This is a genomic window from Pelolinea submarina, assembly GCF_003966975.1.
Classification (GTDB): domain Bacteria; phylum Chloroflexota; class Anaerolineae; order Anaerolineales; family Anaerolineaceae; genus Pelolinea; species Pelolinea submarina.
Window position 1 is genome coordinate 3,284,819 of sequence record NZ_AP018437.1, and the last position, 13,191, is coordinate 3,298,009.

The following is a 13,191-nucleotide window of genomic DNA, read 5'->3' on the forward strand; positions in this document are numbered from 1 at the left end:
AGGATAGAATGTAATCAGAAGATGAATTATAGGATTAATATGAGTATAAAACCATTAAATATCCTGGTCGTTGATGATGATAAAAATTTTGCCCATACTCTGTGTGCAATCCTGAAAAGCTCAGGATATGAATGCCAGGAGGTGCACTCAGTTAGAGAAGCTCAAAAAATCCTAAAGATAGATCGATTTGATTGTGTCCTTTCCGACGTAAAAATGCCGGAAAAAAGCGGCGCCGACTTCTACCAGGAAATCAAAGAACAATACCCCAATTTACCCTTTATTCTAATGACCGCTTACACATCCAGTGAAGTCATCGATGAAGCGATTAATTCCGGCGTATTGAAAGCTATTCAAAAACCCATCAACATTCAAGAAATTTTGAGTTTCTTTGCGAGACTTAGCAGGAATCTTCAAGCAGCAATTGTCTGCGAAGAACAAAAAGTTTGTTCAATTATCCAAAAAGCCTTAGAAAGAGACCGTTTTACATTTACAATTTATAAGTCCATCCGGTTGTTAATCGACGCGAACAAAAAAGATTATTCAATAGTATTTATAGATTCACACAACCATGATGAACATTTTTCGGGAGACATCCATGAGTTACTGGATCATCTACCGGAGAGGACAATCGTCATAATTTGCGACTATTCAAAGGCAGCAGAACAGGAAGAACCTAAACACGATAAAGTAAACCTGATCATTCTTCCAAGAGAGAAACAACTATCGCAAAAAATTAACAATATTCTAGAAAAAGAATATTACCAATATGCAAAGAAATCCATCCAATAGAGATTATCCAACATGGAAAATTCAAAGCAAATCTTGATCGTTGATGATGATGCCAATTTACGAAAAACACTCAGGGACATTCTACGTTTAAAAGGATATGAAGCCAGCGGGGTAAACAGCGGGCAAGCTGCTATCGATTTAGTTGCCAAGCAAAGTTTTATGGTTGCGTTGATCGATTTGCGGCTATCCGACATGCCCGGGTTGGAAGTCCTTAAAGAATTAAAAGAAATCACTCCGGAAACGGAATGCGTTATTTTGACCGGTTTTGCATCCACAGAGTCCGCCATCCAAGCCATCAACCTGGGTGCATATAGTTACCTGCAAAAGCCGTATGATGTCGACCAATTAATCGTGACTATTCAGCGTGCGATGGAGAAAAAAGAGACCAAATATGCACTTTCGGAAGCAGAAAAACGTTATCGCCAGCTCTATGAAGGGGTAATTGATGGAATCATCGCAATCGATCTTTCAGGAAAGATAGTTGACTACAATCCATCTCTGTCTAATCTACTCCAATATTCCGAGTCCGAGTTCAAAGCACTGACAATATGGGACATTACTCCTGAAAAATGGCATGAAGATACAAGGAAAATACAGAAACAGATACTGACCAAGGGTTATTCCAACCTGGTTGAAAAAGAGTATCTACGTAAAGACGGTCTTGCCATTCCCGTTGAGATAATTGGATTTGTCAGCCAGGATGCCCTGGGGGAAACGATCGGTATGTGGGCCTTTGTTCGAGACATTTCCGAAAAGAAAAATACGGAAGCAACCCTAAGACGCCAATTGCAGGAAGTTACCACACTGCATGGCATTGCCAGCGCCGGAACCGAAGCAACCAGCATTGACGAGCTTATTCAGAAAACGACAGAAATTCTACAGCAAACGTTATATACCAATAACTTTGGAATTCTGCTTTATGACTCCATAAAAAGTACTCTTAAACCTCATTTTTCCTACATCGGCCTTGATGAAAATCGCAGAGCGAAAGACGAATCGATAAAAAAAGGAATCACCGGCAGAACGGTGCGCACGAAAAAGGGACAGAACGTACCGGACGTTAAAACAGATGCAGATTACCTGGAAGCCAATCCAAGAACCTGCTCTGAACTTTCTATACCGATAGTTGTCAATAAAAAAGTCTTCGGTGTTATCAATTCAGAAAGTGATAAACCGAATTATTATACGGATGCGGATCGGAAACTATTAACTACCCTCTCCAATCAACTGGCAATTGCAATTGAAAAAATCCAGTTATTCGAAGCAGAAAAACAGCATACCAAAGAAATTACGGCGCTTTATGACACCGCATTGGCCACCAGCAGTGAATTGGAGACGGATACACTTTATCAAAAACTGTATCAGGAAGTGAAAGAATTATTTCCTTTGGATGTTTTTTCATTGGTTCGTTACGATCAATTAGCAGAAACCTTTGAAATAGCATATCTGAAAGAGAACGATAGATTAATCCAGGAATTTATCGGCAGAAAATTCAACCAGGAAGACAGCATTCTTTACAGAAAGGTGGTTCTGGAACAAAAGCCGCTCCTAAGCCGTGACCTGGTAAAAGAGAAAATCCCTCAAAGTACGCAAATAAGCGAAGAGAAGAAGATTCATTCCTGGCTGGGAGTACCGCTAATAACGCGCGGTTACGTCATCGGCGCTATCAGCGTTGAAGCTTTTGAATCGGGTGTTTTCAACGAAAATCACCGCAGATTATTGGAATCCATCGCTGCGCAAGCTGCCATCGCTTTGGATAACGCCCGCTTGCTTGAACAAACCCACAGCCAGATCGAAAGATTGGCAGCACTGCACGATATCGATTTGGTAATCAACTCCAGCCTCGATTTACGTGTCACACTAAATATCTTGTTGGACCAGGTGGTGGAGAAGCTGAGCGTGGACGCTGCCGCCGTGCTGCTGCTCAACCCCCGATCGCAAATTCTGGAGTACACCGCCAGCCGAGGGTTCCACACCCACATCATTGAACAATATCACCTGCGCATGGGGGAAGGTATCTCCGGACAAGCAGCCATGGAACGGCATTTGGTGCAAGCGTTGAATTTAAATGAATTGGAAGACGATCTGGCCTATACCAACCTGATGCAAGAGGAAGGTTTCGCCAGTTACTACAGCGTTCCCCTGGTCGCCAAGGGCCAAATAAAAGGGGTTTTGGATCTGTTCAACCGCACTCCTCTGAACCCCGATCAGGAATGGTTCAACTTCCTGGAAACGCTGGCCGGTCAGGCAGCCATTGCCATCGACAACACCAGCTTGTTGGAAGATCTTCACCGCACCAATGTGGAATTATCCCTGGCCTATGATACAACCCTGGAAGGCTGGTCCAAAGCACTCGACTTGCGCGATAAAGAAACTGAGGGTCATACCCAGCGAGTAGTGGATATGACCCTGCGAATTGCCCAATCTATGGGTATTGATAATGAAGATTTAACCCATATCCGCCGCGGCGCTTTGCTGCACGATATCGGCAAAATGGGCATTCCGGATTCCATCTTGTTGAAACCCGGTCCCCTATCAGATGACGAATGGGAAGTGATGAAACGCCATCCTGTTTATGCTCATGATCTCCTCTTCCCCATTACGCACTTAAGGTCAGCATTGGAAATTCCGTATCACCATCATGAGAAATGGAACGGATTGGGTTACCCGCTGGGCCTTAAAGGAGAGCAAATACCTTTACCAGCCAGAATATTCGCAGTCGTCGACGTTTGGGATGCGCTGACATCCGATCGTCCCTACCGAAAAGCCTGGACATCAAAAAAAGCCTTGGAGTATATTCGTGAACAAAGCGGCACCCAGTTTGATCCAAAAGTAGTTGATGTATTCCTCTCTCTAATCAAGAGTGAATTAATCAATCACACCGAGTAAATTTTCTTTTTCCAATGACCTTACGGAAGAAAACTTTTTTAAGCATCCTCATGGCTACCATGTTCATCATGGTTGTCTTCGGTGTATTAGCAAAAACAGTCTTTATAAATAGTTATCGAGAGCTAGAGCTTGATGAAATCCGATCAGATGTAAGCCATATTGTCTCTACGATAAACAACAAAGAAGGGAATCTTGCCGCCCTTACCAATGATTGGTCTGCCTGGGATGATACCTACCAATTCATGCTGGACGGAAATCAGGATTACCTGGATTCAAATTTGGTCAACGGGACCTTTGAAGGATTAGGTATCAATATAATTCTCTTTCTGGATACTGAAGGCAATATCATTTACCAGAAAGCATACGATCTGGAAGATAAGCAGGTCATTGCCGTTCCTGAGGACATAAAGGACTACCTGCGGATAAATCCAGATTTAGTCCATCTCAATGGTCAAACACCTGAAAACAGCTTTTTAATCAGCAATAATATTCCGGTGATGCTCAGTTTTTCTCCCATCCTGACCAGTCAGGATACAGGGCCCAGCCGTGGAACTCTAGTCTTCGGTAAATTTATTCAGGGAGATTTATATAATCAAATCGCGAGCATAACCGACGCAACTTTTTTATTGCTGCCCTATAACCCGGAGCTGATTCCGAGCAACAGTCAACTGATTTACCTTGATGATGCTCAAGAGAATGAATTTTTCCTGCATACCTCGAACAATCAAGAGATGGAAATCTATTCTTTAATAAAAGACTTCAAAGGGAATCCGGTATTCATCATCGAACTGAGGAAAAATCGTTCAATTTATCAACAGGGTTTAGCCAGTATTCGAAACATGATATTTGCGATAATCCTGACCAGTCTCAGCACCGGCGGAATAATCCTCACAATGCTCGATCGGAGTCTATTATCCCGCCTGGCAACGTTAATCGAAACTATCGGCGTTTTCCGTTCAGACCCTAAAGAGAGTTTGTCCACAGAATTGCCCGGAAATGATGAACTCTCAAAATTATCCCTAGAAATTAACCAGACACTCCACCATTTGCTTAATGCGCAGCATCAGCTTAAGCAAAACCTTGAGTACGAAAGTTTTATTGTTGATATTTCAACGAAATTTATTAATCTGCCTATTACACAGATAGACAAAGCTATCCAATTGGTATTGGAGACAACCGGTACACAGATTGGAGCGGAGGCAGGTCAGGTCCTTATATTTGATAATAAAGGCCACCAAATTCCCAGCGAAATTTATGACTGGCAAGTAGAGGACAAATATTCTTTAAAAAAGAAGATCGATACCCAATTAATCAAATCCTTTTCCTGGGGCAGGCGGAAATTTCGAGAAAAGGTAAATATTATATTTTCCGATTTTAAAGACCTCCCCAATTCCGCGGATGCTGAAAAAGCTTTTTGCGTGGCCAATCACATCTTATCCGCAATCTGTATACCGCTAAAATTCTCGGATGGTTTTAGCGGGATGATCTTTTTTGAGACATTCACTCATTTTCATACGTGGGATGAACAAACCGCCAACATTCTCGAGATTATCGCAAACATCCTCACCAACGCCATTGACCGAAGACAAAACGAAAAGCAACTCCAGCAAAGCCAACAATTCCAATTTCGCCTTAACCAAATTACAAAAACCAGTATCGCCAAAGATAACTGTGACGCATCCATGCGCGCATTATCCCGTCACCTGAAATCTTTAATTGATTCCGATCGGGCTTTTCTGGTGCTATTAAAAGATACGAGAACTTGTGATATTTTTGAATCCGGGAAAAAATTTCCGAATGGCCCTGATATCGATGCAACCATCCAATACTTGAAAAAACAAAATCAAAAAGATATATTGATTTTTGACGAAACAGAAAAGAGGGAGTTCAAAAAAAGACCCGAGTTGAATTGGTTGGGTGAATCAGTCATCATTGTTCCGCTTAAGGGAAAAAAGCAACACATGGGTTGGATCATACTGGCTGACACAAAAACCCGTTACTATAACAACCTGGAGTTGAATATTTGCCGGCAAGCAGGCAGTCAGGTAACGCTATCGATAATAAAGATTCTTTCTTTGGAGGAATCGCAGGAAATATCCAGAGAATTACGCGATCTGAGATCAACCATCGCCGATATTTCCTCGGAATTGGTGTTAAAAAAGCTGCAAGAGACTATCCTGGAACATGCCATCAAGCTTATTAAAGGAGAGGCCGGAGTATTCTATACTTTCAATGAAAGTTCACGTGAATTAGATTTCACCAATTCACTTAACATAAAGAAATCATTTACTCCAACTTCAGTAAAATGGGGACAAGGGGTATCGGGAAGAGCTATTCAATTTAAAAAGACCCTATTCATCCACAATTACTCCAATTGGAAATTCTGCCTTCCGAATGAGAATGGTTTAGAAATTCATTCAACCATCGCAACGCCCTTGTTTATCGGAGAACGAATCTTAGGGTGTCTGGTCATATTCCAGTACAACAAGGCGCTCAACTTTACAAAAAATGATCAGCATTTATTAGATATTTTTGCTCAGCATGCCTCCATATCCATTGATAATGCCACGCTGTTTGAGCAAATGCAGAGAATGGCCCGTTATGATGAAGTAACCGGACTTCTCAATCGGAGGGCATTATACGAAACTGGGGAATATGAATTGGCCAGAGCGAATCGGCTGGATCGCTCGATAGCAGTGGCAATGGTAGATTTGGATAATTACAAAGAAATTAACGATAACTACAATCACCTCATTGGTGATAAGGTCTTAAAAGAAATCTCGCGCCTATTTCGAGAAAATGTTCGTAACATCGATATTGTCGGGCGTTATGGTGGGGATGAATGCGTTATTATCATGCCGGAGACAGATATTGAGAATGCTTACGCCGCTATAGAACGGATTCGGAGTGTACTTGAAAACCAAGCCATAATAGTAGATGAAAATCAATTCCACATTACTGCATGTTTTGGAATATCCGTTTATAAAGAAAAACCACCGTCATTGGAGAGAATTATTGACGAAGCCGATACAGCCATGTATGCAGCTAAAGAAGCGGGGCGAAATGCTATACGCGTTTTTCAAAAATTATAAACTTCCAATTTGACAAATTTTATTCCTCGGGTAATCTTAATTTGATACGAAATATAAGGAGGAAGCGATGAAGATCACCAGCACCGCATTCAATGATGGCACGCCTATTCCACCCAAGTACACCTGTGATGGAGAGGATACATCCATTCCCCTGAAGTGGCAGGATGTTCCGGATAACGCAAAAAGTCTGGCGTTGATCATGGTCGACCCGGACGCGCCCAGGGGCACCTGGGTCCATTGGGTCATGTACAACCTGCCGGCTGAACAGGGAGAACTGGCTGAGGGACAACCCATCGCCGCGGTTCTGCCCAACGGCGCAATTCAGGGAAAAAACACTTCCGGTGAAATCGGCTACTCCGGTCCCTGCCCTCCGGACAGACAGCACCGCTATTTCTTCAAACTCTATGCCCTCGACTGCATGCTGGAAAAACAGACCGGTATGACCAAAGCCGCGCTATTGGAAGCTATGCAAGGACATATCCTGGAAGAATGCCAAACCTTCGGCGTGTATGACAGAAGATAAACAGGGAAAAAGGAGTTAGGATTGTTAAAAGAATTCAAAAAATTTGCCGTGCGGGGGAATGTGATTGACCTGGCCATCGGCGTAATCATCGGCGGCGCGTTTGGAAAAATTGTGACCTCGTTCGTGAACGATATCCTCATGCCACCCTTTGGGCTGCTGCTGGGGAAAGTCGATTTCAGCAATCTCTACATCAACCTGAGCGGCGGCTATTACGATTCATTGGCGCAGGCGCAGGAAGCCGGGGCGGTAACACTGAATTACGGCTTGTTCATCAACACCTTGATCGATTTTGTCATCATTGCGTTTGTGATCTTCCTGCTGGTCAGACAAATCAACAAGCTGGAAAAACCCGCGGAAACATCCAAAGAACCCAGCACAAAAGAATGCCCCTACTGCTATTCTTCCATCTCCATCAAAGCCACACGCTGCCCGGCCTGCACTTCCGAATTGAAATAACCTGCGATTCGCAGGATTAATCATCCTCTAATATTAAATAAAACCTGAGTGGTTATAATCAACTCAGATTTTTATGAATTAATTGATAAATATTATCCAGGAGGATTACGAATGGAAAAACAGGATTATTTGGAACTGTATCACCAGATGGTTTTAATCCGCCGCCTGGAAGAGACAGCAGCAGAACTCTACCAGAAAGGTGACATCGGCGGTTTTTTGCACCTGTATATCGGCCAGGAAGCCGTCAGCACCGGCATTTTGGCTGCCCGTCAGGAACAGGACCGCGTGATTACCGCGTACCGCGACCACGGCGTGGCACTTAACGCCGGCCTGCCGGTTAACCTGATTATGGCCGAGCTGCTCGGCAAAGAAACGGGCGTCTCGAAAGGCAGAGGCGGATCTATGCACATGGCGGACGTCAGCAAGAATTTTTGGGGCGGCCACGCCATTGTAGGCGCGCACATCCCCATCGCGGCCGGGTTAGCCCTGGCGGATAAAATGGAAAAACGCGACGGCGTGACCATTTGCATGTTCGGCGAAGGCGCCACCAACATCGGCTATTTTCACGAAGGGGTAAACCTGGCCAAAGCCTGGGAACTACCGGTCTTGTGGGTGTGTGAGAACAACCATTACGGTATGGGCACGCCTCCCTCCAAGGCCTCGGCTGTGTCGGAAATCATCCAGAAAGCCTGCGGCTACGGCATGCCGGCTTACGACGTGGACGGCATGGACGTGATGGCCGTCAAGAACATGGTTGCAGACCGTTTGGCGGAAATCCGCAAAGGCAGCGGCCCGCAGTTTTTGGAAGTGCTGACCTACCGCTTCCGTGGCCACTCTATGGGCGACCCGGAACGCTACCGCACCAAAGAAGAGGTCAAGAAGTTCATCGAGAACGGCCCCATCGACCGGTACCATAAATTCCTGACCGAACAAAAGATCGCTTCGGAAAAAGAGCTGACCGAGCTCCAAAAGAAAGCGGATAAACAGATCGAAGAAGCGGTCAAGTTCGCGGAGGAAAGCCCCGAACCGGCAGACGATACGCTGTTCGACAATATTTACGTGGAAGACCTTGAGGGAGGTGCATAATGGCAATCATTACCATGCGTGAAGCCATTTCCCAGGCACTCTGGGAAGAAATGGAACGAGACCCCAAAGTATTTATCATGGGTGAAGAAGTCGGCGTTTGGGGCGGCACTTATGCCGTCACCAAAGGCTTTTTGGATCATTTCGGCGCGGAACGGGTGCGCGACACCCCCATCGCCGAAGCCGCCATTATCGGCTCGGCCATCGGCGCGGCCATGGCGGGCATGCGGCCGGTAGCCGAATTAATGACCATGAACTTCGCCTTCTCCGCCATGGACCACATCGTGAACCAGGCCGCCAAGATCCATTACATGTTCGGCGGCCAGATGAAAGTGCCGCTGGTCATCCGCGCCCCGGGCGGCGGTGGACGGCAGTTGGCCGCCACACACTCGCAAACCCCCGACGCGCTCTTCGCGCATTTTCCGGGGCTGAAGGTAGTCGCTCCGGGAACGCCGGAAGACGCCAAAGGCCTGTTGAAGGCCGCCATCCGCTCGGACGACCCGATCCTTTATATCGAAAACGCGACTGTTTACCAACAGCGCGGCGAGGTGCCGGACGGTGATTACACCACCCCGATCGGCAAATCCAAAGTGCAGCGTGAAGGCAAGGACGTCACCCTGGTGACCTACTCCAAGATGGTGCCCTATTCCATGAAAGCGGCTGATGAATTGGCCAAAGAAGGCATCGACGTTGAGATTGTCGACCTGCGCAGCCTGCGGCCGCTGGACATGGGTCCAGTGATCGAGTCCTTCAAGCACACCAACCGCGCGGTAATCGCGGAGGAAGGTTGGAAATCGTTCGGCGTGGGCGCCGAAGTAACCGCTCGTATATATGAGGAAGCTTTCGATTACGTCGACGCGCCCATTCAGCGCGTCGCGCAAAAGGAAGTTCCCCTGCCTTATAACCGTCATCTGGAACAGCTGGCGCTGCCTCAGGTGGAAGACATCATCAAAGCAGTAAAGGAGGTGATGAGATAATGGCTGAAATCATCGAAATGCCCAAATTAGGCTTTGACATGGCCGAAGGCACCCTGGTCAAATGGCTCAAAGACGAGGGCGAGAAGATTGAAAAAGGCGACATGCTGGCCGACATCGAGACCGACAAGGCCACGCTGCAGGTGGAATCCTCCGCCAGCGGCGTTGTGCTCAAACACCTGGTGGAAGCCAACACAACCGTGCCGATCGCCTCACCCATCGCAGTGATCGCCACGGAGGGTGAGCAGGTCGACTTGGAGCAATTGCTGGGCGGCAAAGCCCTGCCGGCTGCCAAGGCAGCCCAACCGCAGGAAAGCCAGCCCATCCCATCCGCACCGGCGCCTGGCAGCACAGCGGCAAGCGCCAGCGTGAGTCAGGAGAGCGGGTTCATTAAAGCTTCGCCAGTGGCCAAAGCCATCGCCGCTGATAAAGCCGTCAACCTGGCTGCCCTCAATGGCAGCGGCCCGGGCGGGCGCATTGTCAAGCGTGACGTGGAAGCTGCCCTGCAGTCCGGTTCGGCTAGCCAGGCCGTGCAAAGCAGCCCGGCGCCCGGTATGCCGGCGCCCGCACAGGCGCAGATCATACCCGGACAGGATACGCGCATTTCGATCAGCCGCCTGCGCGGCGCCATTGGCAAGCGCATGCAGGAATCCAACCAGAATATCCCGCATTTCTTCCTCACCCGCAGCTATGATGTGGGCAGCCTGATGCAGATGCGCAAGCAGATGAACGAGGGACGCGACAAAGGCAACAAGGTATCGGTGAACGACTTCGTCGTGCGCGCGATCGCCCTGGCCCTGCGGCAGTTCCCCAACATCAACGCCTCCATCAGCGAGCAGGAGATCATCCAGCACGGCAACATCAACGTGGGTGTGGCCGTGGCGCTGGATAACGGCCTGCTGACCGTGGTGGTCAAGAACGCCGACCAAAAAGACCTCGACCAGATCGGCTGGGAGACCGGCCAGCTTTCGCAGCGCGCCCGCGACGGCAAGCTGCGCAACGAGGACATTGAAGGCTCAACCTTTACCATCAGCAACCTGGGCATGTACGGCATAGAGGAATTCTCCGCCATCGTCAACCCGCCCGAAGCAGCCATCCTGGCTGTGGGCAGCGCCCAGCAAGTGCCGGTGGTTGAAGACGGCGCGTTAAAAACTGGCTGGCGCATGAAAGCCACGCTGTCGGCCGACCACCGCATCACGGACGGCGCGGAAGCCGCGCGTTTCATGCAGCACCTGGCGCTCTATCTGGAACAACCCTGGCGCCTGGTCTAGATAAGAATTGAGTTGAGGCATCTCTCCAAAACTGTTATTGAGAGGTGAGATTGCCGAAGTTAAACAGATATGAAAAAAAAGCGCGGAGTTAACTCCGCGCTTTATATTTCCTACCTGCCAAAGGTCAGCCCTGGTTTTCTATGTTGATCGGGACTGCCAGCGCAACCATTCCAAGAAAGGCAATTAAGATTGCCCCGCCCCAAGCGGAATAATTCACCAAGGGTACTTGAGGAAATTTCAAGGCGATACCTACCAATGCCCAAATCAAGACCAGGTTAAATTCAAAAGCACGGCGGGTAAAACTCATCAGTGCCGAAATCCCAACAATCAACAACACGGTGATAATGAACCAAATCTCCGGCGCGATCCCAAACCTGTTCCAGTTAATGAAATCCAATACTTGCGTGGTATTGGCAATAGTCGCCACACTCACCCAGCCTAAATAGACACTGAAAGGAATTTCCACAATCCATTTCCAGGCAATATCTCTGCGCCGTTTCCCAATGCGTAATTGGAGAAAGATGATAATCAAGGAAACAAGCAGTACTACGATTAATACCAAGGCTAAAACAAATTGTCGATAGTGGAAACAGACCAGCCAAAGCGCATTGGCAATATTGCTGAGTACAAACCATCTATCTACTTTGGCTAAATCCTGGTTATCCCGCTGCCCGGGTAAAGCTCGATAAATTACAAATACAATCAACTCGGCATAAATTAACCCCCAAATCATAAAAACATAACCCGCGGGGACGAAATAAATATCGAAACTGTCGGAAATTTGTTTGGTGGTCAGGCCGTTCAGCGGCAAACTGACAGCTAGCGTATTCATCACCAAAACCGCAGCCAGGGTGAGGAAATTTAGGATAATCGGCCATCTTCCATTTTTCATCGGTTATTTTCCTTTCTCAATATAATGATGTCCCATCCAGAACTTTTGCCAATTGTTCTCGCTTTGCTGTAACGCCAGGTATGCGTAAATACCAGCGGGAAAATTACCCAGGATCATGATGGCCGCACTCCACAGCAGAGCAACCCACCAATCCTTTTCACGGTATACCACCCAGGCACAGAAGAAAATGAATCCGACATAGACATCCACCAGCGATACGATTCCCCAGGGATCACGAAAGAAAAAGCTTCCTGCGGCAGCGAAATCGCCCTGAGTAAACCCATAGATCAAGATACCGCCTTGCGCAAGTGCTCCCAGCAAAGCGATCCATTTCGCAACTCGCATAGATTTCACCTCCAATTTACACTGCCTGAATAAAAGAAAAACCGACCGCGCCCGGTCCGATGTGTGATCCTATCACCGGGGTCACTTCACCAACCATGGCCGGTAAACCTTGCGGTACTAAATAGGCAGCTTCTTCCTGCAAGCGGGCGATTTTTTCAGGAGCGTGGGTATGTACAAAGGCCAACTCTTCCAACTTCCCTTTCTCCTCCACCAACTCCATCAAGCGCCGATGTGAACCGGTAATCGTGCGCGTCTTCTCCAGATCGGTCACGCCATTATTCATTTTGATGATCGGTTTCAGGATCAGCAAACTGCCCAAACCGAATTGCAGGTTGGAAAGCCGGCCGCTGCGCCGCAGGAACTCCAAGGTAGAAAGCACCGCGAAGGTATATGTCCGCTGCGCTTTATCGCTGATTTCCGCCAGGATCGTTTTCACTTTCTCGCCGGCTTCCGCCATCAAGGCCGCCCGGCGCGCCAGCAGCCCCACACCCAATGAAAGGTTGCCGGTATCCAAAACATGCACGGGAATTTCCTTAATCCTTTCAGCAGCCAGACGAGCCACGTCCACTGTGTTGCTGAGCGTTTTGGAGATATGCAGAGAAATGACGGCATCCGCGCCGGTTTCCAGCGCGTGATTAAATGCTTTTAAAAAAGCATCGATTCCCGGAACAGCCGTCGTGGGGTGATGTTTAAAATGCGGCAGACCCAGGTAAAACGCTTCACGGGTCATATCCACACCATCCAGATAGCTATTTTCACCGATATTGATGTAAAGCGGTACTACGCCAATGTCATGCTGCTGCACAACTTGCTTGGGGAGGTCGGCGGTACTGTCGGTAACAATAGCAATTTTCATTTAAATTTTTCTCCTATTTCA

The 13,191-nt window shown here is 47.5% G+C and carries 11 protein-coding genes; 8 read left to right on the forward strand and 3 right to left on the reverse strand.

Annotation, left to right across the window (positions count from 1 at the left end; genetic code table 11):
• Nucleotides 1-39: 39 nt before the first annotated feature.
• The 8 genes from Pelsub_RS14485 to Pelsub_RS14520 all read left to right on the forward strand — a co-directional run bounded on the left by Pelsub_RS14485 (nucleotide 40) and on the right by Pelsub_RS14520 (nucleotide 11,077).
• The gene (locus Pelsub_RS14485; protein ID WP_158675141.1) at nucleotides 40-789 is read left to right on the forward strand and encodes a response regulator; all 750 of its coding nucleotides are present in this window, start codon (nucleotides 40-42) and stop codon (nucleotides 787-789) included.
• Nucleotides 790-801: 12 nt separating this feature from the next.
• On the forward strand, nucleotides 802-3,678 hold the full coding sequence (locus tag Pelsub_RS14490) for a GAF domain-containing protein (RefSeq protein ID WP_116225756.1): 2,877 nt from the start codon (nucleotides 802-804) through the stop codon (nucleotides 3,676-3,678).
• A gap of 59 nt (nucleotides 3,679-3,737) precedes the next feature.
• Nucleotides 3,738-6,770 carry a diguanylate cyclase gene (locus Pelsub_RS14495; protein ID WP_158675142.1) on the forward strand — a complete coding sequence of 1,011 codons (3,033 nt, stop codon included), beginning with the start codon at nucleotides 3,738-3,740 and terminating at the stop codon, nucleotides 6,768-6,770.
• A gap of 67 nt (nucleotides 6,771-6,837) precedes the next feature.
• The gene (locus Pelsub_RS14500) at nucleotides 6,838-7,293 is read left to right on the forward strand and encodes a YbhB/YbcL family Raf kinase inhibitor-like protein (RefSeq protein WP_116225758.1); all 456 of its coding nucleotides are present in this window, start codon (nucleotides 6,838-6,840) and stop codon (nucleotides 7,291-7,293) included.
• Nucleotides 7,294-7,314: 21 nt separating this feature from the next.
• Entirely contained in the window at nucleotides 7,315-7,749 is a 435-nt protein-coding gene (gene mscL / locus Pelsub_RS14505) for a large conductance mechanosensitive channel protein MscL (protein WP_116225759.1), read from the forward strand.
• 111 nt (nucleotides 7,750-7,860) lie between these two features.
• Nucleotides 7,861-8,835 (forward strand): pyruvate dehydrogenase (acetyl-transferring) E1 component subunit alpha, encoded by a 975-nt coding sequence (gene pdhA, locus Pelsub_RS14510; protein WP_116225760.1) that lies wholly within the window; start codon nucleotides 7,861-7,863, stop codon nucleotides 8,833-8,835.
• Nucleotides 8,835-9,809 carry an alpha-ketoacid dehydrogenase subunit beta gene (locus Pelsub_RS14515; protein WP_116225761.1) on the forward strand — a complete coding sequence of 325 codons (975 nt, stop codon included), beginning with the start codon at nucleotides 8,835-8,837 and terminating at the stop codon, nucleotides 9,807-9,809. Before pdhA ends, Pelsub_RS14515 begins: the two co-directional genes overlap by 1 nt.
• A complete protein-coding gene (locus tag Pelsub_RS14520; RefSeq protein WP_116225762.1) occupies nucleotides 9,809-11,077 on the forward strand; it encodes a dihydrolipoamide acetyltransferase family protein in 1,269 nt (422 codons plus the stop codon). Before Pelsub_RS14515 ends, Pelsub_RS14520 begins: the two co-directional genes overlap by 1 nt.
• Before the next feature lie 124 nt (nucleotides 11,078-11,201).
• Here Pelsub_RS14520 and Pelsub_RS14525 read toward each other — a convergent pair whose 3' ends face one another.
• The 3 genes from Pelsub_RS14525 to Pelsub_RS14535 are packed head-to-tail and all read right to left on the reverse strand — an operon-like array spanning nucleotide 11,202 to nucleotide 13,170.
• A complete protein-coding gene (locus tag Pelsub_RS14525; RefSeq protein ID WP_116225763.1) occupies nucleotides 11,202-11,969 on the reverse strand; it encodes a tryptophan-rich sensory protein in 768 nt (255 codons plus the stop codon).
• 3 nt (nucleotides 11,970-11,972) lie between these two features.
• Nucleotides 11,973-12,314: a DUF1475 family protein gene (locus Pelsub_RS14530; protein ID WP_116225764.1), complete on the reverse strand. Its 342-nt coding sequence runs from the start codon at nucleotides 12,312-12,314 to the stop codon at nucleotides 11,973-11,975.
• A 16-nt stretch (nucleotides 12,315-12,330) separates the two neighbouring features.
• Complete coding sequence (locus tag Pelsub_RS14535) at nucleotides 12,331-13,170, reverse strand: DegV family protein (RefSeq protein ID WP_116225765.1); 840 nt, start codon at nucleotides 13,168-13,170, stop codon at nucleotides 12,331-12,333.
• Nucleotides 13,171-13,191 lie beyond the last annotated feature (21 nt).

Excerpts from the sequence above, each read along its gene's own strand:
- Pelsub_RS14520 (WP_116225762.1), top strand. The coding sequence starts at position 9,809 with ATGGCTGAAATCATCGAAATGCCCAAATTAGGCTTTGACATGGCCGAA.
- Pelsub_RS14525 (WP_116225763.1), bottom strand. The coding sequence starts at position 11,969 with ATGAAAAATGGAAGATGGCCGATTATCCTAAATTTCCTCACCCTGGCT.
- Pelsub_RS14500 (WP_116225758.1), top strand. The coding sequence starts at position 6,838 with ATGAAGATCACCAGCACCGCATTCAATGATGGCACGCCTATTCCACCC.
- Pelsub_RS14530 (WP_116225764.1), bottom strand. The coding sequence starts at position 12,314 with ATGCGAGTTGCGAAATGGATCGCTTTGCTGGGAGCACTTGCGCAAGGC.
- Pelsub_RS14535 (WP_116225765.1), bottom strand. The coding sequence starts at position 13,170 with ATGAAAATTGCTATTGTTACCGACAGTACCGCCGACCTCCCCAAGCAA.
- Pelsub_RS14515 (WP_116225761.1), top strand. The coding sequence starts at position 8,835 with ATGGCAATCATTACCATGCGTGAAGCCATTTCCCAGGCACTCTGGGAA.
- Pelsub_RS14495 (WP_158675142.1), top strand. The coding sequence starts at position 3,738 with ATGTTCATCATGGTTGTCTTCGGTGTATTAGCAAAAACAGTCTTTATA.
- pdhA (WP_116225760.1), top strand. The coding sequence starts at position 7,861 with ATGGAAAAACAGGATTATTTGGAACTGTATCACCAGATGGTTTTAATC.
- Pelsub_RS14490 (WP_116225756.1), top strand. The coding sequence starts at position 802 with ATGGAAAATTCAAAGCAAATCTTGATCGTTGATGATGATGCCAATTTA.
- Pelsub_RS14485 (WP_158675141.1), top strand. The coding sequence starts at position 40 with ATGAGTATAAAACCATTAAATATCCTGGTCGTTGATGATGATAAAAAT.